The 24,769-nt window shown below is 66.6% G+C and carries 23 protein-coding genes; 19 read left to right on the top strand and 4 right to left on the bottom strand.

Going from position 1 to position 24,769, the window contains the following annotated elements; all coding sequences use genetic code 11:
* The first annotated feature begins 14 nt into the window (after positions 1-14).
* The 12 genes from J0M27_RS06055 to J0M27_RS06110 all read left to right on the top strand — a co-directional run bounded on the left by J0M27_RS06055 (position 15) and on the right by J0M27_RS06110 (position 16,502).
* Positions 15-446 (top strand): PaaI family thioesterase, encoded by a 432-nt coding sequence (locus tag J0M27_RS06055; RefSeq protein ID WP_294988543.1) that lies wholly within the window; start codon positions 15-17, stop codon positions 444-446.
* A 9-nt stretch (positions 447-455) separates the two neighbouring features.
* Positions 456-1,610, top strand: coding sequence for an acyl-CoA dehydrogenase family protein (locus J0M27_RS06060; protein WP_294988546.1), 1,155 nt, complete (start codon positions 456-458; stop codon positions 1,608-1,610).
* 10 nt (positions 1,611-1,620) lie between these two features.
* Positions 1,621-2,718 carry an acyl-CoA dehydrogenase gene (locus J0M27_RS06065; RefSeq protein WP_294988549.1) on the top strand — a complete coding sequence of 366 codons (1,098 nt, stop codon included), beginning with the start codon at positions 1,621-1,623 and terminating at the stop codon, positions 2,716-2,718.
* Entirely contained in the window at positions 2,715-4,196 is a 1,482-nt protein-coding gene (locus J0M27_RS06070) for an AMP-binding protein (protein ID WP_294988552.1), read from the top strand. Before J0M27_RS06065 ends, J0M27_RS06070 begins: the two co-directional genes overlap by 4 nt.
* Complete coding sequence (locus J0M27_RS06075; protein WP_294988555.1) at positions 4,193-4,987, top strand: thioesterase family protein; 795 nt, start codon at positions 4,193-4,195, stop codon at positions 4,985-4,987. The genes J0M27_RS06070 and J0M27_RS06075 overlap by 4 nt, the downstream gene beginning before the upstream one ends.
* A 39-nt stretch (positions 4,988-5,026) precedes the next feature.
* On the top strand, positions 5,027-6,133 hold the full coding sequence (locus tag J0M27_RS06080) for a Zn-dependent alcohol dehydrogenase (protein WP_294988558.1): 1,107 nt from the start codon (positions 5,027-5,029) through the stop codon (positions 6,131-6,133).
* A 178-nt stretch (positions 6,134-6,311) separates the two neighbouring features.
* Positions 6,312-7,127 (top strand): alpha/beta hydrolase, encoded by an 816-nt coding sequence (locus tag J0M27_RS06085; RefSeq protein ID WP_294988561.1) that lies wholly within the window; start codon positions 6,312-6,314, stop codon positions 7,125-7,127.
* A 14-nt stretch (positions 7,128-7,141) separates the two neighbouring features.
* Positions 7,142-7,813 carry a DUF2461 domain-containing protein gene (locus J0M27_RS06090; protein ID WP_294988564.1) on the top strand — a complete coding sequence of 224 codons (672 nt, stop codon included), beginning with the start codon at positions 7,142-7,144 and terminating at the stop codon, positions 7,811-7,813.
* A gap of 233 nt (positions 7,814-8,046) precedes the next feature.
* Positions 8,047-8,748 carry a PEP-CTERM sorting domain-containing protein gene (locus J0M27_RS06095; RefSeq protein WP_294988567.1) on the top strand — a complete coding sequence of 234 codons (702 nt, stop codon included), beginning with the start codon at positions 8,047-8,049 and terminating at the stop codon, positions 8,746-8,748.
* A gap of 328 nt (positions 8,749-9,076) precedes the next feature.
* Positions 9,077-9,901 carry a pseudouridine synthase gene (locus J0M27_RS06100; RefSeq protein WP_294988569.1) on the top strand — a complete coding sequence of 275 codons (825 nt, stop codon included), beginning with the start codon at positions 9,077-9,079 and terminating at the stop codon, positions 9,899-9,901.
* A gap of 103 nt (positions 9,902-10,004) precedes the next feature.
* Positions 10,005-13,298 (top strand): hypothetical protein, encoded by a 3,294-nt coding sequence (locus tag J0M27_RS06105; RefSeq protein ID WP_294988572.1) that lies wholly within the window; start codon positions 10,005-10,007, stop codon positions 13,296-13,298.
* A gap of 165 nt (positions 13,299-13,463) precedes the next feature.
* A complete protein-coding gene (locus J0M27_RS06110) occupies positions 13,464-16,502 on the top strand; it encodes a PAS domain-containing hybrid sensor histidine kinase/response regulator (protein ID WP_294988575.1) in 3,039 nt (1,012 codons plus the stop codon).
* 70 nt (positions 16,503-16,572) lie between these two features.
* Here J0M27_RS06110 and J0M27_RS06115 read toward each other — a convergent pair whose 3' ends face one another.
* Entirely contained in the window at positions 16,573-17,028 is a 456-nt protein-coding gene (locus J0M27_RS06115; protein ID WP_294988578.1) for a DUF1131 family protein, read from the bottom strand.
* A complete protein-coding gene (locus tag J0M27_RS06120) occupies positions 17,016-17,414 on the bottom strand; it encodes a lysozyme inhibitor LprI family protein (RefSeq protein ID WP_294988580.1) in 399 nt (132 codons plus the stop codon). The genes J0M27_RS06115 and J0M27_RS06120 overlap by 13 nt, the downstream gene beginning before the upstream one ends.
* Before the next feature lie 362 nt (positions 17,415-17,776).
* Here J0M27_RS06120 and J0M27_RS06125 point away from each other — a divergent pair, with 362 nt between their 5' ends.
* From J0M27_RS06125 to J0M27_RS06155, 7 genes are all read left to right on the top strand, one after another.
* The gene (locus tag J0M27_RS06125; RefSeq protein WP_294988583.1) at positions 17,777-18,001 is read left to right on the top strand and encodes a hypothetical protein; all 225 of its coding nucleotides are present in this window, start codon (positions 17,777-17,779) and stop codon (positions 17,999-18,001) included.
* Between the two features lie 231 nt (positions 18,002-18,232).
* The gene (locus J0M27_RS06130; RefSeq protein ID WP_294988586.1) at positions 18,233-18,454 is read left to right on the top strand and encodes a DUF3820 family protein; all 222 of its coding nucleotides are present in this window, start codon (positions 18,233-18,235) and stop codon (positions 18,452-18,454) included.
* A 5-nt stretch (positions 18,455-18,459) separates the two neighbouring features.
* Entirely contained in the window at positions 18,460-18,975 is a 516-nt protein-coding gene (locus J0M27_RS06135) for a carboxymuconolactone decarboxylase family protein (RefSeq protein ID WP_294988588.1), read from the top strand.
* Between the two features lie 149 nt (positions 18,976-19,124).
* Positions 19,125-20,141 (top strand): class I SAM-dependent methyltransferase, encoded by a 1,017-nt coding sequence (locus J0M27_RS06140; protein ID WP_294988590.1) that lies wholly within the window; start codon positions 19,125-19,127, stop codon positions 20,139-20,141.
* 14 nt (positions 20,142-20,155) lie between these two features.
* Positions 20,156-20,527 carry a thioredoxin domain-containing protein gene (locus tag J0M27_RS06145; RefSeq protein ID WP_294988593.1) on the top strand — a complete coding sequence of 124 codons (372 nt, stop codon included), beginning with the start codon at positions 20,156-20,158 and terminating at the stop codon, positions 20,525-20,527.
* Positions 20,528-20,634: 107 nt separating this feature from the next.
* A complete protein-coding gene (locus tag J0M27_RS06150; RefSeq protein WP_294988596.1) occupies positions 20,635-22,518 on the top strand; it encodes a DEAD/DEAH box helicase in 1,884 nt (627 codons plus the stop codon).
* Between the two features lie 85 nt (positions 22,519-22,603).
* Positions 22,604-23,125, top strand: a complete 522-nt coding sequence (locus J0M27_RS06155; protein ID WP_294988599.1) for a gamma carbonic anhydrase family protein — start codon at positions 22,604-22,606, stop codon at positions 23,123-23,125.
* 1 nt (position 23,126) lies between these two features.
* Here the strand turns inward: J0M27_RS06155 and ftsB are convergent, their stop codons facing one another.
* Positions 23,127-23,456 carry a cell division protein FtsB gene (gene ftsB / locus J0M27_RS06160; RefSeq protein ID WP_294988602.1) on the bottom strand — a complete coding sequence of 110 codons (330 nt, stop codon included), beginning with the start codon at positions 23,454-23,456 and terminating at the stop codon, positions 23,127-23,129.
* Positions 23,457-23,476: 20 nt separating this feature from the next.
* Positions 23,477-24,763 carry a phosphopyruvate hydratase gene (gene eno / locus J0M27_RS06165; protein ID WP_294988605.1) on the bottom strand — a complete coding sequence of 429 codons (1,287 nt, stop codon included), beginning with the start codon at positions 24,761-24,763 and terminating at the stop codon, positions 23,477-23,479.
* Between the last annotated feature and the right edge of the window lie 6 nt (positions 24,764-24,769).

Raw genomic sequence — 24,769 nt, forward strand, 5'->3', positions numbered from 1 at the left:
AATCCCTCCCTGTCATGACCGAAAAAGCCGATCTGCTTGCACTCGGCCGCCGCGTCCTGGCCGCACAGCCCTTCAGCGTTCTACTCGGTGCGGAGCTGTCCGCCTTCGAACCCGGACGGGCCGAACTGAGGCTGGCCGTGCGCGGCGACCACCTGCAGCAACACGGCTTCGTCCACGGCGGCGCCGTCAGCTACCTGGCCGACAACGCCCTGACCTATGCCGGCGGCAGCGCGCTGCCGGGCCTGGGCGTGGTCACCTCGGAATACAAGATCAACTACCTGCGACCCGCCCAGGGTGAAACCCTGATCGCGCGGGCCAGCGTGCTCTACGCCGGAAAATCGCAGGCCGTGTGCCGCTGCGATGTTTTCGCGGTGAAGGACGGCGTCGAGAAACTCTGTGCCACGGCCCAGGGCACCATCGTGCCGCTCGGAGGCGCGCCCCGATAGGACGCAAGCATGGATCTCTCTTTCAGCCCCGAAGAAAATACCTTCCGCGAGGAAGTTCGCCGCTTTGTCGCGGAGAAACTCCCGGACGCCATCCGCCACAAGGTGATGAACGGCGTACACCTGAGTCGCGAGGAGCATGTGCAGTGGCAGCGCGCACTGCACGGGCGCGGCTGGGGCGGCGTCGGCTGGCCCAGGGAATTCGGTGGCCCCGGCTGGACACCGACCGAGCAATACATTTTCGAGGAGGAATGCGCCGCGGCCGGCGCCCCGCGCCTGATTTCCTTCGGCCTCAAGATGATCGCGCCGGTGCTGATGGCTTTCGGCAGCCCGGCCCAGCAGCAGCGCTTCCTGCCGAAAATCATGTCCGCCGAGGAATGGTGGTGCCAGGGCTACTCGGAACCCGGCGCCGGCTCCGACCTCGCCTCGGTCAAGACCCGCGCGATCCGCGAAGGCGACCACTACGTCGTCAATGGCCAGAAAACCTGGACCACACTCGGCCAGTATGCCGACTGGATCTTCTGCCTGGTGCGTACCGATCCCGAGGCCAAGAAGCAGAGCGGCATTTCCTTCCTCCTGATCGACATGAAGTCGCCGGGCGTCACGGTGCGACCGATCATCACGCTGGACGGCGCGCACGAGGTCAACGAGGTCTGGCTGGAAGACGTCAGGGTGCCTCTCGAAAACCGGGTGGGCGAGGAAAACAAGGGCTGGACCTACGCCAAGTTTCTGCTCGGCCACGAACGCACCAACATCGCCGGCATCGGCATCGCCAAGCGCGAACTGGCGCGCCTCAAGCGCATCGCGGCGGCCGAGGGACGGCTTGACCAACCCTTGTTCGCGGCGAAGGTGGCCCAGGTCGAAATCGACCTGATGGCGCTGGAGATCACCAACCTGCGCGTGCTCTCCGCCGAGCGCGAACACAAGGCACCGGGACCGGAAGCCTCGATCCTCAAGATCAAGGGCACGGAAATCCAGCAGACCATTTCCGAACTGATGATGCAGGCGGTTGGCGCCTGCGCCCTGCCCTTCAAGCAGGCCGGCGTCGGCCCCGACTATGCGGCCAACCTCGGCACCGGCTACTGCAACCTGCGCAAGCTGTCGATCTTCGGCGGCTCAAACGAAATCCAGAAGAACATCATCTCGCAGATGATCATGGGCCTGTGAGGTCGATGCCATGAACTTTGATTTCAACGAAGACCAGCGCGCGCTGGCCGATACCGTGCACCGCTTCGTCGCCAGGGACTACACATTCGAGAAGCGCCGCGCCATCCGCGACTCGAAGCCCGGCTGGAGCCGGGAAGTCTGGCAGGTGCTGGCCGACCTCGGCGTGCTGGCCATCAATATCGACGAAGACTACGGCGGCCTCGGCTATGGGCCGCAGGAAACCGGCCTGGTGATGGGCGCCTTCGGCGCCGGCCTGTTGCTGGAACCCTACCTCACCGGCGCTGTGGTTGCCCCGGCCCTGATTCGCCGTGCCGCCAGCGCCGACTTTCAGGAAGAATGGCTGCCGCGCGTCGCCACCGGCGAGACCATCGTGGTGCTGGCCGACGCCGATGCGCGCGACGCGCCGGTCAGGGAAGTCGGCGGCAACCTCGCCGGCCGCAAGGCGGTGGTCGCCCATGGCGGCTGCGCCGACCTGCTGCTGGTTTCCGCGCGCTGCGCCGACGGCCTTACCGGACTATTTGCGGTCACACCCGGCGCCGACGGCGTCACGCTGCGCGACTATCCGACGCTCGACGGCCAGCGCGCCGCCGACCTGGCGCTGAACGATGCGCCGGCGGTGCGACTGGATGCCGGCGGCGCCCGCGATGCGATCGACGCGGCGCTGGACATCGGCCTCGCCGCGCTTTGCGCCGAAGCCGTCGGCATCATGGACGCCACGGTCGCCGCCACCACCGAATACCTCAAGACGCGCCAGCAGTTCGGCCAACCCATCGGCCGCTTCCAGGCCCTGCAGCACCGCATGGCCGACATGCTGCTGCACCTTGAGCAGGCGCGTTCGATGAGCTACCTCGCGGCCATGGATTGCAGCAACGACGACGCGGCTGCGCGCCGACGCACGCTGTCCGCGGCCAAGGTCACCGTCGGCCAGGCCTGTCGCTTCATCGCGCAGAATGCCGTGCAGTTGCACGGCGGCATGGGCATGACCGACGAAATGATCCTCAGCCACTGGTTCAAGCGCCTGACGGCCATCGAGATGAGTTTCGGCGACACCGATTTCCACCTGCAGCGCTTTGCCGCGAACCTGTCACGGGAAGCGCGGGCCGCATGACCGCTGCGCTCGTCTGCGGCGCTTTGCAGCGCACCGGCGCCGAAACCGACGCAAATGCCGCACGCCTGGCCGGCGGCCTGGTCCGCCTCGGCATCGAAGACGGCGACGTGGTCGCCGTGATGTTGCGCAACGTCCCGGCCTTCGTCGACATCATCCAGGGCTGTCGCCTCGCCGGCGCCTATTACTGCCAGATCAACTGGCACTTCAAGAGCGACGAAGCCGGCTTCATCCTCGCCGACTGCGGCGCCAAGGTGCTGTTCATCCAACCCGACCTGCTGGCAGGGATTTCATCGGCGGTTCCGGCCAGCGTGCAGGTGATCGTCATCGATGCCGGCGCAGGACGGAACGATCACTTCGACGCCTGGCTCGCCGTCCAGTCGCCCTGCTGCGGCCCGCCGCGCACGCCGCGCGGCCACATGGCCTACACCTCAGGTACCACCGGCCGACCCAAGGGCGTGCGCCGCCTGCCTCTGTCGCCGGAGCAACAGGCGCTCTCGGCGCAGGTGGCGAAGGAAGCGCTGGGCATCTATCCCGGCGTGCGCAGCCTGCTCTCGGCACCCCTCTACCACAGCGCGCCGAGTTCCTTCGCCCAGCAATCCCTGCTGCAAGGGGAGTTGTTCGTGCTGGAGGAAAAGTTCGACGCCGAAGCGACGCTGGCCCTGATCGAGCGCCACCGCATCGACACCGTGTACCTGGTGCCGGTGATGTACGTGCGCCTGCTGCGCCTGCCGCCCGACGTGCGTTCGCGCTACGACCTGTCCTCGCTGAAATTCGTCGCCTCGACCGGTTCGCCTTGCGCGCCGGAGGTCAAAAAGGCGATGATCGAGTGGCTCGGCCCGGTGATCCACGAAGCCTATGCGTCAAGCGAAACCGGCTACATCACCGTGATGAAACCGCAGGATGCGGCGCGCAAACCGGGCAGCGCCGGACGTGCGGTCGGCCAAGCGAAGATCCGCATCCTCGACGACGCCGGCCGCGAGTTGCCGACCGGCGAGATCGGCACCATCTACGCCCACCAGCCGGCCTATTCCGACTTCACCTACCATGGCAACGAGGCGGCCCGCCGCGCCATCGAATGCGACGGCCTGGCCAGCGTCGGCGACATGGGCTACGTCGACGACGAGGGCTTCCTCTACGTCTGCGACCGCGCCTCGGACATGGTGATCTCGGGCGGCGTGAACATCTATCCGGCCGAAATAGAGCACGTGCTGATCACCCTGCCCGGCATCGCCGACTGCGCCGTGGTCGGCATCCCCGATGAGGAGTTCGGCGAGGCGCTGGCCGCGCAAGTGGTGGCCGAAACCGGCGCCGCGCTCGACGCTGACAGCATCCGCCGCGAGCTCGGCCTGCGCATCGCCGGCTACAAGGTGCCCCGCCGCATCGACATCGTCGCCGCCCTGCCGCGCGACGACAACGGCAAGGTGCAGAAGCGCCGCATCCGCGACGCCTACTGGAGCGGCAAGGCGCGCAGGATATGAGCATTCACCCCTTCGACAGCGCCATCGAACTGGCGCACGAAGCGCCGGACCGCTGGCAGGGCCGCACCAGCGAAGACTACTGGAACATGGTCAGCCCATACGGCGGCGTCACCGCCGGGGTGATGATGCAGGCCATGCTGCGCCGTCCTGAACGGCGCGGTACGCCCCTGTCATTCACGCTGAACTTCCTGGCGCCGATCGAGCGCGGCAAATTCGTCGTCGACACCGAACTGGTGCGCGCCAATCGCAGCAGCCAGCATTGGGCGATTCGTCTTTCGCAGCAGGACACGGTGCTGGCCCAGGCCATCGCCATCTGCGCCACGCGCCGCGAAACCTGGGGCAAGATCGAAGCCGAGCGGCCCGACGTGCCGCCGGCGGAGCAATGCGCGGTCGCGCCGCCACGCAAACCCGACGGCTTCCTCCAGCGCTACGAGTTCCGCATCGTGCGCGGCAAACCCTTCGCCGTGAATGATGACAGCCTGTCCCACGTCTGGGTCGCCGACAACCCGCCGCGGCCGCTCGACTTCGCCTCGCTCACCGCGTTGTGCGACAGCTTCCTGCCGCGCATCTACCTGCACCGCCCGGATTTCGTGCCGATCGGCACGGTGTCGATCAACATCTACTTCCATGCCGGACCAGAAGCCTTGACCCGTCAGGGCGCGGCGCCGCTGCTCGCCGTGGCCCAGGCCCAGGCCTTCAGCGACGGCCACTTCGACCACCATGGCCATGTCTGGAGCAGCGACGGTACGCTGCTCGCCACCACCCAGCAACTGGTCTGGTACAAGGAATAGTCGAATGCATCCCATTCCACCTTAACCGAGGACATCATCATGACCCAGCAAGCCCGTGCCGTCATTTGCCGCGAAGTCGGCAAACCCGTCGTCGTCGAAGCCGTCAGCGTCGGCGCGCCGCAGCGCGGCGAAGTGATGATCAAGCTCGCCGCCTGCGGCGTTTGCCACAGCGACCTGTCCGCCACCAACGGCACGCTGCCGCTGCCGCCGCCGGTGGTGCTGGGCCATGAAGGTGCCGGCAGCATCGTCGCGATCGGCGAAGGCGTCGGCGGCTTCGCCGTCGGCGACCACGTCGTCAGTTCCTTCGTCAGCATGTGCGGCAAATGCCGCTACTGCCAGACCGGGCGCCCACAGCTCTGCGATCAGGCCGCCAAGGCCGCCTTCACGCTGCCCGACGGCACCACGCGCTTCAAGGATGCCGCCGGCCAGCCCCTCAACATCTTCTCCGGCTGCGGCGTAATGGCCGAGTACGCCACGCTGCACGTCGACAACGTGGTCAAGATCGACGCCGCCATGCCGCTCGACAAGGCCGCATTGATCGGCTGCGGCGTGATGACCGGCGTCGGCGCCGCCGTGAACACGGCGAAGGTCGAACCCGGCTCGGCCGCGGTGGTGTTCGGCTGCGGCGGCGTCGGTCTCAACGCCATCCAGGGCTGCGCTATCGCCGGCGCGCGCATCATCGTCGCCGTCGACACTTCCGACGCCAAACTGGAAATGGCAAAGGCCTTCGGCGCCACGCATGTCCTCAACCCGAAGAATGAAGAGAACGCCGTCAAGGCGCTCAAGAAGCTCACCGAGGGCGGAGCCGATTACGCCTTCGAATGCGTCGGATTCGGCGAGGTCGCGGCGCAGGCCTACGGCTGCCTGCGCAAGGGCGGCACGGCGGTCGTGGTCGGCGTCGCCGGCCCCAGGGACACGACAACGATCCGCACCGCGACCCTCACCTTCGAAGAGAAGACCCTGAAGGGCAGCTACTTCGGTTCGGCCCGCCCGCAACAAGACTTTCCACGCCTGATCGGCCTCTATCGCGGCGGCCGGCTCAAGCTTGACGAACTGATCACCCGCACATACGGCATCGGGGAGGCGCCGCAGGCTTTCGCCGACCTCGCCGAGGGACGCAATGCGCGGGGCGTGATATTGTTCTGACCCAAACCATTTGCTGCGCAGGGTCACCCGCAGAAGATGAAACACGCAAAGGACATATTGAAGGCCCGCTCCCATCCCCCCTCACAGGGGGCTACCGAACGGCTCGCTTCGCTCGACTAAATGCAGTCGCTTCGAACGAGTTGTTTCAAGTTAAGCCATTGGCCGTGAAGGGTCACCCATGAAGCACCGCAAACTGCACACCCTGCATCGCCCGGCAGGGCGCCACAACGGGCATCCGCCGCTGGTCTTCGTCCATGGCGGCTACATCCACGGCGGCTGCTGGGACGTTAACTTCATGCCCCACTTCAGCGCGCTCGGCTACCACTGCCATGCCATCGACCTTTCCGGGCACGGCAAAAGCGAAGGACGCGACGAGCTCGACAGCTACGACATCAACCATTACGCCGGCGATGTCGCCCATGTGGTCGCCGGACTCGACGCGCCGCCGGTGCTGATCGGCCATTCGATGGGTGCGCTGGTGGTCCAACGCTACCTGGAACGCGGCACCGCGGCGGCCGTCATCATGATGGCGCCGGTGCCAACCACCGGGCTAACCGCCTGCAGCATCCAGCTCAACCTGCGACAGCCGGATTTCCTGCGCGAGGCCGCCTACGCGGTACGCGGCAAGTACACCGAGAACACCGCCAGGGTGATGCGCGAAGTGTATTTTTCGCCCGACGTCACGCACGAACAGTTCGCCTCGTTCAAGCCGCTGGTGCAGGACGAATCGACCACGGCGATCGCCGAGATGATGGCGTTGGCATGGCGTCCGCCGTTTCGCCGACCGAAGATCCCCGCGCTGGTCATGGGCGGCGAACTTGACGCGCTCTTTCCCGCCAACCTGCTGCATTTCACCGCCACCGGCTGGAACGCCGAAACCTGCGTCATTCCGGGCGCCGGGCACATGCTGATGATGGAGCCGCAATGGACGACCGTCGCCAGCCGCATCGACAACTGGATCAACCGCCGCCTGCCGCGGACGGCAGCCGCCTGACGCACGAGCCCGCGATGTTCGACAAAGCCACCTTCGCTTTCCTCGACGAACTGGCCGCCAACAACGAACGGGCCTGGTTCGAGGCCAACAAACCCCGCTACGAGGCACTGGTGCGCGAACCGGCGCTGGAGTTCATCGCCGCGATGGGGCCGCAACTCGCAAAGTTCGCCCCGCACTTCCGCGCCGAACCGCGCAAGGCGGGAGGCTCGCTCATGCGCGTGTTCCGCGACACGCGCTTTTCCCGCGACAAGACGCCCTACAAGACCAACATCGGCATCCAGTTCCGCCATGAACTGGGCAAGGACATCCATGCCCCCGGCTTCTACCTGCACATCGCAACCGATGAATGCTTCTTTGGCGCCGGCTCCTGGCATCCGGAGGCCGACCTGCTGGGCCGCATCCGCGACCACATCGCGCGGGACCCTGAACGCTGGATCGCGGCGCGCGATGACAGGAAATTCGCCGCGCACTGGGCGCTGGCCGGTGACCGCCTGACTCGCCCGCCGCGCGGCTACGCCGCCGACCACCCGGCGATCGAGGACCTCAAGCGCAAGGACTTCATCGGCCTTGCGGCGCTTTCCAGGGCCGAGGCCATCGGGCCAGGCCTGGTCAAGCTCGCCGCGCGGCGCTTCGCGGCGGCCGCGCCGCTGATGAGATTCCTCTGCGAGGCACAGGGCCTGCAGTAAACAGCACCGGCGGAGAGGGCCAGTTCCGCAGCCGAACGGGCGAGGCCCAGCCCACCAGCCCGCCAGACCGCCAGACCGCCCGCCAGCCTACGCCGCAAGCCACCGTGCGGCAAGACAAACAGATGCGTTTAGTCCGTTCGGACTATTGCATCGGGATAATGGTTCGCGCTAGATTTTCCGAAAAAATCCGGCCTGCCAAGGCAGGCACAACACTTAGTGGAGGAGAGACCACCATGAAGACCTGTGGCACTTCGCAGCATTTCGTCGCGCTTGCCGCCGCCTCATTGGCCCTTTGCGCCCCGGCCGGCGCCGCCATCATCGATGCCTCCGACCACAGCTACCTGAGCGACACCGCAACGGGGCTGGACTGGCTTGACGTCACCACCACGGCAGGGATGTCCTTCAACTACGTCAGTTCCCAGTTGGGCGTAGGCGGCCAGTTCGCCGGTTGGCGCTACGCCACCGGGGACGAGTTCAATACGCTGATTTCCAGCTACTCTGGCGTCGCCATCGGGGCTGGCAACTATGTCCCGGTAGATATGGAGACGGATCGCATCGATGGACTGCTTGGTCTCATGGGCAGTACACTGGACTACCATTACAGTGTGCTATTTGGCCATTCTTATGACCAACACTGGGGTTATGCCGAAGGCCAGGGGCTGGATTTCAGCTACGGTTTGCTTGCGGATTCGCATTCCCTTCCGGGATTTCAGTTCCTGGGAATCGTCTACGATAACGACGAAGTACCTGGCGGCGACCTGACCGCAGCCCATGCCACCTACTTCCATATTTCTTCGGCGGAGAACCACGTCGGCTCCTTCCTGGTTCGTGATCACGTTGCCGCGCCGATTCCCGAACCCGAGACATACGCCTTGCTGCTCGCGGGGCTGGGCCTTCTGGGGTTCATCCGCCGCCGCACCGGCAAGAAGGCCTAACGCTCAGCGCCGCGCACGTCGGCGACCATCGCAAGACGGCTAGGAAAAGGCTTCACGCCTGACTGTCCGGACCGCCGAAGGGCAACGCGCCCCGCGTTGTCCGGATGCGCGGGGCAGCGGGTGCCCGAAAATTCTTCGGCGGACTGCCAAATTCGCGGGTGCCGGTCGCACGAGACAGAGCCTCACGACTGCTAGCACGCGGCGGCGCCTCCGAGGCAGTTTCGAAGGCATTGGGATGCTGGTCTCCTCCTCCGTTTGCCGATAACCTGTCGATTTCCCTGTCCGCTCGGGAGAAGCCAGCCCCGGCAACGCGACAAATCCAAACCCCATGCTCGACATCCTCTACCGCGACGACTATCTCGTCGCGGTGAACAAGCCATCCGGACTGCTGGTGCATCGCAGCGACATCGATCGGCACGAGACGCGCTTTGCGGTGCAGTTGCTGCGCGACCAGATCGGGCGGCGCGTGTTCCCGCTGCATCGGCTCGACAAGCCGACCTCCGGCGTGCTGCTGTTCGCCTTCGACGCCGAGTGCGCGCGCGAGGTCGGCGGCCAGTTCGAGCGCGACGAGATCGCCAAGCGCTACCTTGCCGTGGTGCGCGGCTGGCCACCCGACGCCGGTGTGATCGACCATCCGCTGTCGCGCCAGTTCGACGACTATGGGCGCAAGTTTGTTGCCGGTGCGGGCCCGGAAGCGCAGCCGGCCGTCACCGAGTTCCGGCGACTGGCGACGGTCGAACTGCCCGAGGCGGTAGACCGCTATCCGGGCGCGCGCTACGCCCTGCTCGAACTGCGGCCCCGGAGCGGACGCCGGCACCAGTTGCGGCGCCACCTGAAGCATGTCGCCCACCCGATCATCGGCGATGCCAACTGGGGCAAGGGCGTGCACAACCGGTTCTTCCAGCGTCGCTTCGGCTGCCACCGCCTGCTGCTGGCTTGCACGGAACTGGTCCTGCGCCATCCCGCGAACGGCGAGCGGCTGACCATTGCTGCCGCGCCCGAAGCCAGCTTTTCCGCCGTGACCGATGCGCTGGGATGGACCGCGGCGGGAAGCCTGGCGCTGCATTCCGCAATAGTCGGCGCCCCGCAGGGACTTCCTTCGGTCGCTGGCGGAACGGCAATTGTCGGCGGCACGGACGACCCGTCGGCATAGAAATGTCGCCGTCACGCCGAGTTTGCGGCAAAATTCACCTGATATGCATGAATCGCCCGCCCCGCCCGGGCAGCGGACGAATCACCGGGAGCGACGTATTGCCATGAGCCAGGTACTCAGCAGATCACCCAAGGGACTTCGCGAAGCGACAGGCAAGACCAATACGCTGTCCGAGGAATTGCTGGAAGTGCTCAAGGCCTGCAAGGGCCAGTTCGAGCCGGAGCAAGTCGCCGCCGCCTGGCCGGAAAAGGATCGCAAAGTTATCGTATGGGCGATCTCCGAACTGGTGGCGCAAGGCTACCTGCGCGAAGTGGAAATCAGCCGCAGCGCGGCGCCCGCGCCCGGCGCACCGAGCGCACCGAGTGCGCCGGCAGAGGAAGGCTTCGACCTCGATTTCAGCGCGGCCGCGCCCAGCTTCGATGCGGCGGCGGACGACACCGCCGCCGAGCAAGCCCGCCGCGACGCTGAAGAAAATGCCAGGCGCGACGCCGAAGCCCGCGCCCGCCGCGACGCCGAAGAACGGGTGCGACGTGAAACCGAGGAAAGGGTCAGGCGCGAGACCGAGGAGAAAATCCGCCGCGAAACCGAGGAGCGCATCCGGCGCGAGACCGAGGAGCGGGCACGGCGGGAAGCCGAGGAAAGGAGCCGCCGCGAGGCGGAAGAAAAGCTCAGGCGCGAAGCCGAGGACAATGCCCGCCACGAGGCGGAAGAACGCATCCGGCGCGAGACGGAAGAAAAGGTCCGTCGCGAAACCGAGGAAAAGCTCCGCCGCGAAGCCGAGGAGCGGCTGAAGCGCGACGCCGAGGAAAGGGCGCGGCGCGAGGCAACGGAAAAGCAGCGCCGGGAAACGGAAGAAAAGCTCAGGCGCGAAGCCGACGAAAAGGCACGCCACGAAGCGGAAGAACGGATTCGGCGCGAGACCGAAGAAAAGGTCAGGCGCGAGATCGAAGAAAAAGTGCGGCGCGAAACCGAGGAACGGGCCCACCAGGAAGAGGAGGCCCGGGCCCGGCGCGAAGCCGAGGAACGCTCGCGCCGCGAGGCCGAGGACAGGATGCGGCGCGAGGCCGAGGAAAGGGCGCGCGTCGAGGCCGAGGAAAAGATCCGCCGCGAGACCGAAGAAAAGGTGCGGCGCGAGAGCGAGGAAATGCAGCGCAGGCAGGCCGAGGAGCAGGCGCGGCGCTACGCCGAGGAGAGTGCGCGGCGCGCGGCGGAAGACAAGCAGCGGCGCGAGGCCGCGGAAAAGCAGCTGCGCGATGCGGAGGAAAGGGTCCGCGCCGAGGCGGCGGAACGCGTGCGGCGCGAAACCGAGGAAAGGCTGCGGCGCGAAGCCGAAGAGAAGGCTCGCCTCGAAGCCGAGGAACAGGCGCGCCGCGAAGCCGAGCTGAAGGCGGCTGGCACCGACGACATCGCCGAACGCCTGCGCCAGGCGATCGCGGCACGGCGCGGCCAGCGCGACAAGCAGGCGGTGGAATACGTCAGGCAGGGCGAGGAAGACGCGCGCCGCCGCGCCGAGGAAAAGGCCCGTCTGGAAGCCGAGGAAAAAGCCCGCGTCGAAGCCGAGGAAAGGGCCCGCCGCGAAGCGGAGGAACAGGCGCGGCGCGAAGCCGAGGAAAAGGCCCGCATCGAAGCCGAAGCGAAGGCTCGCCGCGAGGCCGAGGAAAGGGCCCGGCGCGAGGCCGAAGAGCAAGCGCGGCGCGAAGCCGAGGAAAAGGCCCGCAAGGAAGCCGAAGAGAAGGCCCGCATCGAAGCCGAGGAGCAGGCCCGCCGCGATGCGATCGAGAAGGCAAGGCGAGACGCCGAGGAAAGGGCACGGCGCGAAGCGGAAGAAAAGCTGCGGCGCGAGACCGAGGAAAGGATACGCATCGCGGCCGAGGAGAAGGCACGGCGCGACGCGATCGAGAAGGAAAAGCGCGAAGCCGAGGAGAAGGCCCGCAAGGCGGCCGTCGAAGAGGCCCTGCGCTTCGCGGAGCAGGCGCGCCTCGCGGCCGAGGAAAAGGCCCGCAAGGAAGCCGAGGAACGCGCCCGCATCGAAGCCGAGGAACGTGCCCGCCTCGAAGCCGAGGAAAAGGCGCGCAAGGAAGCCGAGGAGCGCGCCCGGCGCAAGGCCGAGGAAAAGGCGCGCAAGGAAGCCGAGGAGCGCGCGCGCCTGGAGGAAGAGGAACGCGAGCGGGAACTCATCAAGGAACGCCTGCGCCAGCGCGCGGAAAAGGTGAAGAAGCAGTCGCGCATCGCTGCCGCGGTGGTTGCGATCGTGCTGCCCCTGGCCGGCCTGTTCCTGATCAAGTTCATCCCCTTCGACGGCAAACGGCAGGCCTTCGAGACCTTGGCCAGCGCCGCCCTCGGCGTGCCGGTAAAAGCTGGCAGCGCCCATGTCGAACTGATACCGAAGCCTCTGCTGACCGTGAGCGATGTCGCCATCGGCGACGACGGCGCGGTAAAGGTTCAGCGCATCGCCCTCGGCGTGCCGTTTTCCGTGCTGTGGCAGACGCCGGCGGAATTCGAGTCGGCGCACCTCGACCAGGCGCGCGTCCCGGTCGCCGTATTGCTCAAGGCGCTGCATGCAAGCAGCGCGAAGATTCCGATGAAGGCCGGCGCGCTCACCACCAGCGGGCTGCAGGTCATCGCCGAAGCCAAGCCGCTGCTGCCGCCCATGGACCTCGAGGCACGCTTCCAGGATGGACTGCTGGCACGCATCGCCGGCACCGGCCAAAGCGATGATTTCGGCAAGGCCACGCTGGACGCGCAGCGCGGCGCGGGATTCTGGCAGGTGAGCCTCGGCGCGCAGCGCTTCCTGTTGCCGCTGGGCTTCGATATGCCGCTCAGCGATCTCACGCTTGGCGCGCGACTGACACCCGACAGCCTGAGCTTCACCGATGCCAAGGCCTGGAACTCGGAAGGCGAACTCACCGCCAGCGGTGCCGTCTCATGGAGCCGTGGCTGGAAGCTGACCGCCAAGGTCAAGGCCAGGCGCGTAAATGTCGCCAAGTTCGCGCCGAACTGGATGTCCGGCGGCTTCATGGATGGCCAGGCGGATCTTGCCTCGGAAGCGGCGACCGCTGCCGAGCTTTATGCGCGCGGCCGGATGCAAGGCCGCGCAACACTCGGCCGCGGCGTGCTGGTCGGCGTCGACCTCGACCGCGTGGTGCAAGGGCGCGGCGTCGGCGACCAGTACACCTTCGAAGCCCTCGAAGGCAACGCGCTGCTCGACGCCCGGCGCTACGACTTCACCGACATCCGGCTCAGCGCGGGGGAACTCGCCGCCACCGGCGCGTTCGGCATTGCGCCGGACGGCGCCGTGCGCGGCAGGTTCGCCGTCGAAGTCAAGGCCGCGCGCATGCGCCTGACCGGCGGCGTCGCCCTTGCCGGCACCGCTGCCAAGCCGCAGTACCAGCGCTGATCGCCAGGTTCTGTTCTCGATAATGCGACGGCGCCGCCGCATGCTGGCTTTGTCCCAGATCAAGCCCCCGGATTCCCCGGGTGTTCTAATGGTCCGGGTGTTGCCGGTGTCGGGAACTGAAAATTGAACTCGCCTTTCATGCGGGCATGAATCGAACGCGAAGCCATGCGTAGCGAAATCAACTATTTTCTGATGATGGTTGCCGCACTTGGCTGCATCGCGGTGCTGGCCGGCCTCGTCAAGGGCGGTGATCTGCTGGGCAAGAACGCCGCCGTCCGCCGCTGGGCCCAGGGCGCCCTGCTGGCCTGCCTCGGTTTCGCCTTGCTCACCCTGCGCGGCCATGTGCCCGACCTGATCGGAATCGTCGCGGCGGACTTCCTGTTCGTGATCGGTTTTGCCAGGGCCCATGGCGGGTTCCGCCTCTACTTCGGCGGTCCCGGACCGCGGTGGTGGAGCTTGCCACTGATCGCGGCGGCGGGCGGCGGCCTCCTGTATTTCACCTATGTCGAAGCAAACCCCGCGGTGCGCCTGGCGATCATCGCGCTCAGCGACAGCGTCATCAGCTGCGGCATCGCCAGCCTGTTGCTGCGCGCGCGGGCGAAGGGCGCCGTCCCCGGCCCCTATCGCATCCTCATCGCCATTTTCATGACTACCGGCGTACTGGCTCTCGCCGCTGCGGTCACCGCGATCCTGCTGCCGGCGGGAACCGACGGCGGGCAAGGCCATTCGGTGGTGGCGACGGCCCTGATGGCATCGGTCACCGTGCTGGTGCTGGTCGTCGCGATCATCCTCCCGATAGAGATCCTGGCCCGCGCCCGGCATGGCATCGCGACAAGCGAAAACCGCTACCGCAGCATGTTCCACACCAGCCCCGACCCGGTCAGCATCAGTTCGACGGTCGATGGCCGCATCCTGGACGTCAATGACGCCTTCGAGCAGGCCATCGGCGTGCGGCGCGACGAGATCGTCGGCCGCGGCTGGAATGACCTCGGCATCTGGGCCGATCCGGGAGATCAGGCGCGCCTGCTGGCGGGCTTGGCCGCGGACGGCTATTGCCGCGACTTCGAAACCCGGCTGCTGTGCCGGAACGGCGAACCGCTGGACTGCCTGATATCGGCATCCAGGATCGAACTCGATGGCGAGACCTGCCTGCTGTCGATCGCCCGCGATGTCACCGAGCGCAAGCGCGCGGAAGCGACCTTGCGCGAACAGGAGGAATTCTTCCGGCTGATCGCGGAGAACATCGGGGACTTCATCGCGGTACTCGACCTCGACGGGCGCCGGATCTACAACAGCCCTTCCTATCAGCGCTTTTTCGGCGAGACGCGGGACCTGCGCGGCACCGACTCCTTCGCCGACGTTCATCCGGACGATCAGTCACGCGTCCGACAGGCGTTTCGCGAGACCGTCCGCACCGGCATCGGGCAGGAACTCGAGTATCGGTTCCTCAAGGCCGACGGCAGCGTTCGCGAGATGGAATCACGCGGCTTCGCGATCAGGGACGGCAGCGGCCGCGTCGCGCGTATCGTCGTCGTCGCGCGCGACATCACCGAGCGCAAGGAACAGGAAAGCCGAATCGTCGAATTGATGCAGGAACAGCGCCTGATTTTCGACAACGCCCACGTCGGCATCCTGCTCCTGCGCAACCGCCAAATCCTCAAGTGCAACCAGCGCATCGCGGACATGTTCGGCTTCGCCAGTCCGCACGACGTCATCGGCAAGACCACGGAAGTGTTCTATGGCTCGACGGAACAGTTCTTGTCCTGCGGTCGGGAAGGTTATGCACAACTGGCGAAGCAGGGATATGCCAATTTCGAGACCGAGATGCGCCATCAGGACGGCAGCCTCATCTGGGTGATCCAGACCGGGCGCCCGCTCGACCCGAATTCGGTTCTGGAGGCTCCCTCGATCTGGGTCTACACCGACATCACGGCACGCAAGCGCGCCGAAGCCGAACTCGAACAGCACCGCCACCACCTCAAGGAACTGGTCTATTCGCGCACCGCCGAACTGGCCGAGGCGCGCGACGCCGCGGAAGCTGCGAACCGTGCAAAGAGCGTGTTCCTGGCCAACATGAGCCACGAACTGCGCACGCCGATGAACGGCATCATGGGCATGACCAGCCTGGCGCTGCGCAGCGCGACCGACCCGACACAGATCCGCTGGCTGAAAAAGGGTCTGAACGCCGCCCAGCACCTGCTCGACGTCATCAACGACATCCTCGACATCTCGCAAATCGAAGCCCAGCGCCTGACGTTGGAAGAACACAACTTCTCCCTTGCGCAACTGGTGCGCGACACCCTCGAACTGCAGCAGGTGCCGGCCCAGGCCAAGGATCTGGTCCTCGCATCGGAAATCGACCCGGGCTTGCCCGAGCGGCTCTGCGGCGACCCCACCCGCCTCAAGCAGATCCTGCTCAATTTCGTCGGCAATGCCGTCAAGTTCTCGGAACACGGCCAGATCACCCTGCGCGCCCGCGCCGTCGAAGACGACAGCCTTGGCGTCTTGCTGCGCATCGAAGTGCACGACCAGGGAATCGGTATCAGCCCGGAGCAGCAGACCCGCCTGTTCCTTCCCTTTGTCCAGGCCGACGACTCGATGACCCGCAGATATGGGGGAAGCGGACTTGGCCTCGCCATTTCCAGGCGCATCGCCAACCTGATGGGCGGCGAAGTCGGCGTGACCAGCGAGGCCGGCCGCGGCAGTTGCTTCTGGGTAACGGTGCGCCTGCGGCATGCCCGCGCCGACAAGGCGGCAGACGACGCCGCCGAAGATGCTTCCGCGCGCGCGCTGCTGGCCAGGGAATTCGCCGGGACCCGAATCCTGATCGCCGAAGACGAGCCGGTGAATCGCGAAGTGGAAGTGGGCCTGCTCGCCGACGTCGGCCTGGTGGTCGACGTTGCGCACAACGGCGAGGAGGCCGTGCGAAAAGCCAGGGACGGGCGCTACGCGCTGATCCTGATGGACGTGCAGATGCCGGTCATGAACGGCCTCGACGCCACGCGCGCGATTCGGCGCTTGCCGGGGATGTCCTCCGCGGTCCCCATCCTGGCATTGACCGCCAACGCCTTTGACAGTGATCGCGAGGCCTGCCTCGCCGCCGGAATGGACGACCACATCGCCAAGCCGGTAACCCCGGATGAGCTGCATGCGATGGTTCTGCATTGGTTGCGGCAGGCCGCGACGGCAGTTCGCCGTCCCTAGGCGCGGTACCCGCGCCGATCGCAAAAGTCGGCGCCGGCGACACGGCGCCCAGGCGCGGATCAAACCCGCGCTATGGCCGCCAGACGACTTCCTTGACGGTGAACTTCGCCAGCGTCGCCAGCGCGGGCAACTGGCCGTCGAGGGACTCCGAGCGACCCTGCAACACGTAGGACACGTGCGCGCTGCCGGGATGCGGACAGATCACCCTGCCCGACATTTCCTCTTCCCCGGCGACGCAGCCGGGCGCGATTGCTTTGGCGCCGTAAATGGTGACGGTGATGTCGATCACGGCGCCGCGCTGGCTAATGACAACCGTGTTCCCCGACGACGACAACCATGTCCCGTTGGGATCGAACTTGAGCCGCGCCAGGCTTGTCCCGCTCCAGGCCGCCGCGATCAACAGGCCAAGCGCGGCGACAAACCCGCGCAGCAGGCACGACCGGAACACGGAATCTCGCATCGACGTCATCGCCCGCCCCTTGTCACCAGCAATGGTGCCGCGCGCCGCGCCGCCTAGCGGCGGCATGTGACGTCACCCTCTTCGCACTTGCCCAGCGCCTCGATCTCCAGGGCTCGCTGCCGCGTCTTCGCCTGCAGACAGCGTCCCATCGCCATCGAATTCACCGATCCGCCCGCGGAAGATCCCGACTCGAACCTGCAGGCCAGGTCGCGGAACCTGATCCATGCCAGTTGCACTTCCTTCAACTGGGCCTGCGCCTCCGGCGCCAGCGTGCGGCGGTAGGCGTTGTAACTGGCATTGATCCGCGCGTTCTCGCGCTCCAGGTCCAGCGCCGCGCACTGGTTCATGTCGGCCTGCGTCATCGCATTCCTGCAATCCACCGCGGCGCCCGCCCCCGCCGACAGCATCGCGCCGGCCACGGCAAGGACTCCAACTACCCATCGCCTTGCCATTTGCCGCCTCCGGGGACTGTCGAGAATGAGAGCCAGCATACACCGTGCGCCCGGGAGCACGGGCTTGAAGTAGCCAATGGGGGCGCGCACGAAAGTCGGCGCTGGCGGGACGGCAAGGAGTGATGGCTGGGTACGACCAGAGTCTGGTCGTCGGCCTAATGTGGAGCTCAACATAGGCCGATCACCCGCCGTATCGCCAGCGCCGACTTTCATGACCGCTTTTGCCAGAACTGCTCAAGTCGCCGAGCGAACTCGAAGCCCGATATGAGAAAATCCGCAGCCTTCCATTCCGCCAGCCACACCTTGCTGCGACGACAATGGCCGCCGGACTCACAGGATTCCCGAACCTGCCCTTCTGAACCATGAGAAAGAAACGTTGCACCTGTGGTGCCGAAGTTAACGTGCGCCGCCGCACCCGCCGCACGGCGGACGGGCGCGAGGAGGTTTTCTACCAGGTGAATTGTCCCGTCTGCGGCCAGTCGGGGCCGGAGGTTCCGGCGGCGGGCAAGGACGAGGCGACCGCCACGGCCGAAGCGATCCTGGCCTGGAACGAAATGATCGCGCGCCTGCGTCCGTTCGAGGACTGAGGCGACGTTATGGAAACACTGATTAAGTCCGGTCGCGTTGAGCCCGTCGAAACGCAGGCCATACACATCGAGAGCTTCGACCGTTCGACACACTCACGACTCAGCCCGAACGGGAGGTATTTGTTCAGCGCTTCCTTATCGATTCGACGTGGCGGACACGCGATGAAATTGGCATTGCTTGCGCCGCGAAGACTGGCGCGGGCCTGAAGCCGGCCTGCTGGCCTGTATCCGATGCAGCCCGCCGACCTGGAACTGCTGGTGACCCGCGTCATGCCCTTCGGCAAGCACAAGGGCCGCGTGATCGCCGACCTGCCGGGCAACTACCTGAACTGGTTCGCCCGCGAGGGCTTCCCGTCGGGCGAGATCGGGCGCCTGCTGGCGCTGATGCAGGAGATCGACCACAATGGGCTGAACGACCTGCTGACACCGCTGCGCCAACGCGGCGGACGCTGACAACCATGGACCACACGATTTCCGGCGCGGGCTTTCGACGACGCATCTACAGCAGCCCGCTGCATTTCCTGCGCGACCTCGGCCGCGTCGTCGGGGTGTTCGGCAGCGTGCTGGCGCTATCGATGAAAGGCGGCATATCCGCCGGTTTTCGCGAGCGGCTGATGCTGGTGGTGACGGCGGTCAATCGCTGCCGGCATTGCGCCTGGGGCCACCAGATCTTCGCCCGGCACGCGGGGCTGTCGCAGGCGGAAATCGCGGCGCTGCTGATGCTGGACCTGGGCAGTTGCCCCGCCGCAGAACTGCCGGGCTTGCGCTACGCGATCCACGGCGCCGAACGCGACGGGCAGCCGACGACCGAGGCCCGCGCCTTCCTCGACGCGACCTATGGCGCCGTCGTCGCGCGCCAGATCGACACGGCCTGCCTGCTGATCCAGGTCGGCAACCGCGTCGGCAATACCGGCGACTTCCTGCTCTGCTGGCTGTCGCGCGGCCGCTTCGGCCTGCTGCCCGAGGAACGCTGAACGGAATCGTGGCCATCATTCGGCGTCGGCCAGAAAGTCGGCGCCGGCGCTACGGCAAGGGCGACGCCACCCCGGCTTGCGCGTAAGATGGCGCCCTTTCCGCGAATGCCCGCCTTCGGCGCTCGCGTCGCCATAGCCGGAACGCCGCCATGTCCACTGAGCTGATCCCCCTGCTTGCCGCCGCCTTCGATGCGCGCGCCGAACTGTTCGCGCGCCTCGCCGCCGAGCAGACCGATGCCTGCCGCGTGTTCCACGGCAGCGTCGAGGGCCACCCGGGGCTGACCGTCGACCGCTACGGCGAGCTGCTGCTGGTGCAAAGCTTCCACAGCCCGCTGGCGCCGCGGGCGCTGGCGGCGCTGCGCGCCTTCTATGCCGAACGGCTGCCGGGCCTGACGCTGGTGTACAACGATCGCAGCCAGGCCAATTCGCGCATCGGCAATCCGCTGCCGCCGGACCAGATCGAGGCGGCGACGCTGCCGCGCGAGATGCACGAGATGGGTGTCGCCTACCGCATCGCCGGGCGCCATGCCGGGCAGGACCCGTGGCTGTTCCTCGACCTGCGCGCGGCGCGGCGACGGGTGATGCGGGAGGTGCCGGGCAAATCGCTGCTGAACCTGTTCGCCTACACCTGCGGCGTCGGCATCGCGGCGGCGAAGGCCGGCGCGCGCTTCGTGGTCAATGTCGATTTCTCCGAATCGAGCCTGTCGATCGGCAAGGAAAGCGCGCGGCTCAACGCGCTGCCGGTGCGCCCGCGCTTCGTCAAGTGCGATGCCTTCGCCGCGATGCGCCAGTACTCGGGGCTGGGCCAGGCGGAACGGGTGCGCGGCAAGGTCATGCCTCCCTTCCCCAAATTGGAAAAGCAGGCCTTCGACCTGGTCTTCCTCGATCCGCCGCGTTACGCCAAGAGTCCCTTCGGCGTGGTGGACCTGGTCAATGACTACGCCTCGGTGTTCAAGCCGGCCCTGCTCTGCGTCGCCGAGGGCGGCACGCTGATCTGCACCAACAACGTCGCCGATGTGAAACGCGATGCCTGGCTGGACCAGTTGCAGCGCAGCGCCGCCAAGGCCGGCCGGCCGATCCGCGAGATGGAATGGATCCTGCCGGAAGCCGACTTCCCGAGTTCCGACGGCCAGCCGCCGCTCAAGGTGGCGCTGCTGCGGGTCTGAGGCGGGGAAACACGATGCAGGCGAAACAGGAAGCGACGGCAACGGTGTTCGACGTCACCGAGGAGGATTTCGAGGCGGCGGTGGTGGCGCGCTCACAGCAAACCCCGGTGCTGGTGGACATCGGCGCCGACTGGTGCGCGCCCTGCCGCGTGCTGGGGCCGCTACTGCACCGCCTGGCGGACGGCTATGCGGGCGCCTTCCTGCTGGCCAACGTGGATGCCGACGAGAACATGCGCATCGCCGGGCGGCACAAGGTGCGCGGCTTTCCGACCGTGATCGCCTACAGCCGCGGAGTGGAAATCGACCGCTTCCACAGCGCCCAGACCGAAGGTTTCCTGCGCAAATTCATCGACGGCGTGATCGAACGCCATGGCGCGGGCGAATAAACACGGGCTATTTGGCCCGAACTAGCGGATAATGCGCGGTTCTCCGGCCGCTTGATGTTTTCCGGCCCGCCTTTCCCTCGAAATTCCCTGCCCAGCGCAGGTACGCCATGACCACCACCCCAGAAACCACTGCCGCCGGGTTCGATACCCTCGGGCTTGCCCAACCATTGCTCAAGGCGCTCGCCGATGTCGGCTACGAGACGCCCTCGCCGATCCAGGCGGCCTGCATCCCCGTCCTGCTGGCCGGCCACGACCTGCTCGGCGAAGCCCAGACCGGCACCGGCAAGACGGCGGCCTTCGCCCTGCCGCTGTTGCAGAAGATCGACCTCAAGCGCGCCGTGCCGCAGGCCCTGATCCTGACGCCGACGCGCGAACTGGCGATCCAGGTCGCCGAAGCCCTGCAGAAGTACGCCCACCACATGCCCGGCTTCCACGTCCTGCCGATTTATGGCGGGCAGAGCATGGTGGTGCAGTTGCGCGCCCTGTCGCGCGGCACCCACGTCATCGTCGGCACGCCGGGGCGCGTCATGGACCACCTGGAGCGCAAGAGCCTGGCGCTCAACAATTTGCAAACGCTGGTGCTCGACGAAGCCGACGAGATGCTGCGCATGGGTTTCATCGACGACGTCAAGTGGATCCTCGAACACACCCCGGCCGAGCGCCAGACCGCGCTGTTCTCGGCCACCATGCCCGACGTGATCCGCCGCGTCGCGCACGAGCACCTGCGCCAGCCGAAGGAAATCAAGATCCGCTCGGCCACCTCGACGGTGGTCACCACCAGCCAGTCGTATTGCCAGACGCATACCGGCCAGAAGCTCGAAGCCCTGACGCGCATCCTCGAAGTGGAGGACGACTTCGACGCCGCCATCGTCTTCGTGCGCACCAAGACCGCCACCGTGGAACTGGCCGACAAGCTGGAGGCGCGCGGCTATTCGGTCGCCGCCCTGAACGGCGACCTGACCCAGGGCCTGCGCGAACAGGTGATCGAACGGCTCAAGGCCGGCACCATCGACATCGTGGTCGCCACCGACGTCGCCGCGCGCGGATTGGACGTGGCGCGCATCAGCCACGTCATCAACTACGACGTGCCCTACGACACTGAGGCCTACGTGCACCGCATCGGCCGCACCGGCCGCGCCGGACGCACCGGCCGCGCCATCCTGTTCCTGGCGCCGCGCGAAATGTACATGCTGAAGCTGATCGAGCGCGCCACCAAGCAGAAGATCACCGCGCTGACCATGCCGACGCCGGGCGAGGTGGCCAACCGCCGCGTCGCGCAGTTCACGCAGCAGGTGGTGGATATCATCAAGGGCGAGAAGCTGGATTTCTTCTTCGACGTGGTGCGCCGCATGGAAGGCGAGCAGGACATCGCCGCGCGCGAGATCGCCGCCGCGCTGGCCTGGCTGGCGACGCGCGAGCGCCCGCTGCAGATGCCGGGCGCCAACAACGACCACGCGCCGCGCGATGCGGCGCCGGCCGCGAACGCCGTGGCGCCAGCGCCGACTTTTGAACGCAAGCCCGATTTCAAGGCCCGCAGCAAGCCCGACGAAGGCGCCGCCGCCGAACCGCGCCGCGAGCGCCCGGTGAAGGAAGGCCGCGGCGACACGCCGGTCGCGCAGCGCACGTTCGCGCCGGGACAACTGGCGCGCTACCGCATCGAGATCGGCCGCAACCAGGGCGTGCTGCCCAAGGAAATCGTCGGCGCCATCGCCAACGAGGCGGGCATCGCCGGCAAGGACATCGGCCAGATCAACCTGTTCGACGACTACAGCTCGGTCGAACTGCCGGCCGGCCTGCCGGCGGACCTGATGGACATCCTGCGCCGCATCCGCGTGCGCCAGTTCGCGCTCAAGACGCGCGTCATGGAACCCGGCGAGTTCGTCGACACCCGCCCGCCGCGCAAGGCACCGCCGCCCCGCGACAGCAGGAAACCGGACTGGAAAAAACCCGCCGGTGCCAGGCCGGAATGGAAGGCAAAGCGCGAACGCTAAGGAAGTGATGAACCTGTCATTCCGGCCTTCGCCGGCGTGACGGACTTGTTCATCGAATCCCAAACGTCAGGACAAGGAGACCGTCATGCCCATCTACACCCTCGGCGACCGCCAGCCCGTGCTCGGACAGGAGGCCTGGGTCGCACCCAACGCCACCGTGATCGGCGACGTCCGCCTCGGCGACCATGCCAGCATCTGGTGGAGCGCCGTTGCGCGTGGCGACAACGACACGATCAGCATCGGTGCCGGAAGCAACATCCAGGACGGCTCGGTGTTGCACGCCGATGCCGGTGTGCCTCTCTCCATCGGCGCCAACGTCACCGTCGGCCACCTGGTGATGCTGCACGGCTGCAGCATCGGCGCGGAATCGCTGATCGGCATCAAGTCGGTGATCCTTAACCGGGCCGTGATCGGCCGCCACTGCATCATCGGTGCCAATTCACTGATCCCGGAAGGCAAGGTGATCCCGGAACGCTCGCTGGTGATGGGCTCGCCGGGCAAGGTGGTGCGCCAGCTGACCGACGAGGAAGTGGCGCGGCTGCTGCTGGCCGCGCAGGGCTACGTGGACAATGCCCGGCGCTACCGGGCGCAGCTGAAACCCGCCTGAGCTATTTCACCGCGGCCGGTGCGGGCAAAGTCGGCGCCGGCGGCACGGGTGCCGGCGATGCCTTCTGCGGCACCTGGACGAAGACCTCGCCTTCCTTGATCATGCCCAGTTCATAACGGGCGCGCTCCTCGATGGCCTCGAAGCCCGACTTCAGGTCGCGCACCTCGGCATCCAGCGCGTCGTTGCGCTGTTCCAGCTTCCGGTTGTGCTCGCGTTGCGCCAGCAACTGGCGTTCGTAGTCCCAGACGCGGATCCAGCCGCCCTTGCCCAGCCACAACGGGTACTGCAGCAGGGCGATGAGGGCGACCAGCACCAGCGTCGGCCAGTTCATCGCGGAACGTGGAAGATGGCCTACTTCCTGATGTTGTAGAAGGCGTCGAGTCCGGGGTAGGAGACGGTATCGCCGAGGTCTTCCTCGATGCGCAGCAACTGGTTGTACTTGGCGATGCGGTCGGAGCGGGACAGCGAGCCGGTCTTGATCTGCATCGCGTTCAGGCCCACGGCGATGTCGGCGATGGTCGAATCCTCGGTCTCGCCGGAACGATGCGAGATGACGGAGGTATACCCTGCGCGCTTGGCCATTTCGACGGCGGCAAAGGTCTCGGTCAGGGTGCCGATCTGGTTGATCTTGACCAGGATGGAATTGGCGATGCCCTTCTGAATGCCTTCCTTGAGGATCTTCGGGTTGGTGACGAAGAGGTCGTCGCCGACGATCTGCACTCGCTTGCCGAGCTTGTCGGTCAGCACCTTCCAGCCGGCCCAGTCGCCTTCCGCCATGCCGTCCTCGATGCTGATGATCGGATAGCGGTCGGCCAGCGTCGCCAGGTAGTCGGCGAAGGCTTCGGAACTCAGTTCGAGCTTTTCCGAGGCGAGGATGTACTTGCCGTCCTTGTAGAACTCGGAACTCGCGCAGTCGAGGCCGAGCACCACGTCCTGCCCCGGCGTGTAGCCGGCGGATTCGATCGCCTTGAGGATCAGTTCGATGGCCTCGTCGTTGCCGGAGACGTTGGGGGCAAAACCGCCCTCGTCGCCGACGGTGGTCGGGTAACCCCTCTTGTCCACCAGCTTCTTCAGGTTGTGGAAGACCTCGGCGCCGCAGCGCAGCGCTTCGCGGAAGCTCGCGGCGCCGACCGGCAGGATCATGAATTCCTGGATGTCGAGGTTGTTGTTGGCGTGCGCGCCGCCGTTGATCACGTTCATCATCGGCACCGGCATGGACATCGGGCCTGATCCGCCGAAATAGCGGTACAACGGCAGGCCGGCCTCCTCGGCGGCAGCCTTGGCCACCGCCATCGAAACCGCGAGCATGGCGTTGGCGCCCAGGCGCGACTTGTTCTCGGTGCCGTCGAGGTCGATCAGCGCCATGTCGATGAAGGTCTGCTCCTCGGCGTCGAGGCCGATCACAGCTTCGGAAATCTCGGTATTGACGTTCTCCACGGCCTTGACCACGCCCTTGCCGAGGTAACGCGCCGCGTCGCCGTCGCGCAGTTCGATGGCTTCGCGAGAGCCGGTGCTGGCGCCCGAAGGCACGGCGGCGCGCCCCATGACGCCGGACTCGAGCAGGACGTCGGCTTCGACGGTGGGATTACCGCGCGAGTCGAGAATTTCGCGGGCGACGACATCAACGATTGCACTCATGATGGT

It is taken from the genome of Sulfuritalea sp., assembly GCF_017302275.1.
Classification (GTDB): Bacteria; Pseudomonadota; Gammaproteobacteria; order Burkholderiales; family Rhodocyclaceae; genus Sulfuritalea.

Excerpts from the sequence above, each read along its gene's own strand:
- J0M27_RS06055 (WP_294988543.1), top strand. The coding sequence starts at position 15 with ATGACCGAAAAAGCCGATCTGCTTGCACTCGGCCGCCGCGTCCTGGCC.
- J0M27_RS06060 (WP_294988546.1), top strand. The coding sequence starts at position 456 with ATGGATCTCTCTTTCAGCCCCGAAGAAAATACCTTCCGCGAGGAAGTT.
- J0M27_RS06065 (WP_294988549.1), top strand. The coding sequence starts at position 1,621 with ATGAACTTTGATTTCAACGAAGACCAGCGCGCGCTGGCCGATACCGTG.
- J0M27_RS06070 (WP_294988552.1), top strand. The coding sequence starts at position 2,715 with ATGACCGCTGCGCTCGTCTGCGGCGCTTTGCAGCGCACCGGCGCCGAA.
- J0M27_RS06075 (WP_294988555.1), top strand. The coding sequence starts at position 4,193 with ATGAGCATTCACCCCTTCGACAGCGCCATCGAACTGGCGCACGAAGCG.
- J0M27_RS06080 (WP_294988558.1), top strand. The coding sequence starts at position 5,027 with ATGACCCAGCAAGCCCGTGCCGTCATTTGCCGCGAAGTCGGCAAACCC.
- J0M27_RS06085 (WP_294988561.1), top strand. The coding sequence starts at position 6,312 with ATGAAGCACCGCAAACTGCACACCCTGCATCGCCCGGCAGGGCGCCAC.
- J0M27_RS06090 (WP_294988564.1), top strand. The coding sequence starts at position 7,142 with ATGTTCGACAAAGCCACCTTCGCTTTCCTCGACGAACTGGCCGCCAAC.
- J0M27_RS06095 (WP_294988567.1), top strand. The coding sequence starts at position 8,047 with ATGAAGACCTGTGGCACTTCGCAGCATTTCGTCGCGCTTGCCGCCGCC.
- J0M27_RS06100 (WP_294988569.1), top strand. The coding sequence starts at position 9,077 with ATGCTCGACATCCTCTACCGCGACGACTATCTCGTCGCGGTGAACAAG.
- J0M27_RS06105 (WP_294988572.1), top strand. The coding sequence starts at position 10,005 with ATGAGCCAGGTACTCAGCAGATCACCCAAGGGACTTCGCGAAGCGACA.
- J0M27_RS06110 (WP_294988575.1), top strand. The coding sequence starts at position 13,464 with ATGCGTAGCGAAATCAACTATTTTCTGATGATGGTTGCCGCACTTGGC.
- J0M27_RS06115 (WP_294988578.1), bottom strand. The coding sequence starts at position 17,028 with ATGCCGCCGCTAGGCGGCGCGGCGCGCGGCACCATTGCTGGTGACAAG.
- J0M27_RS06120 (WP_294988580.1), bottom strand. The coding sequence starts at position 17,414 with ATGGCAAGGCGATGGGTAGTTGGAGTCCTTGCCGTGGCCGGCGCGATG.
- J0M27_RS06125 (WP_294988583.1), top strand. The coding sequence starts at position 17,777 with ATGAGAAAGAAACGTTGCACCTGTGGTGCCGAAGTTAACGTGCGCCGC.
- J0M27_RS06130 (WP_294988586.1), top strand. The coding sequence starts at position 18,233 with ATGCAGCCCGCCGACCTGGAACTGCTGGTGACCCGCGTCATGCCCTTC.
- J0M27_RS06135 (WP_294988588.1), top strand. The coding sequence starts at position 18,460 with ATGGACCACACGATTTCCGGCGCGGGCTTTCGACGACGCATCTACAGC.
- J0M27_RS06140 (WP_294988590.1), top strand. The coding sequence starts at position 19,125 with ATGTCCACTGAGCTGATCCCCCTGCTTGCCGCCGCCTTCGATGCGCGC.
- J0M27_RS06145 (WP_294988593.1), top strand. The coding sequence starts at position 20,156 with ATGCAGGCGAAACAGGAAGCGACGGCAACGGTGTTCGACGTCACCGAG.
- J0M27_RS06150 (WP_294988596.1), top strand. The coding sequence starts at position 20,635 with ATGACCACCACCCCAGAAACCACTGCCGCCGGGTTCGATACCCTCGGG.
- J0M27_RS06155 (WP_294988599.1), top strand. The coding sequence starts at position 22,604 with ATGCCCATCTACACCCTCGGCGACCGCCAGCCCGTGCTCGGACAGGAG.
- ftsB (WP_294988602.1), bottom strand. The coding sequence starts at position 23,456 with ATGAACTGGCCGACGCTGGTGCTGGTCGCCCTCATCGCCCTGCTGCAG.
- eno (WP_294988605.1), bottom strand. The coding sequence starts at position 24,763 with ATGAGTGCAATCGTTGATGTCGTCGCCCGCGAAATTCTCGACTCGCGC.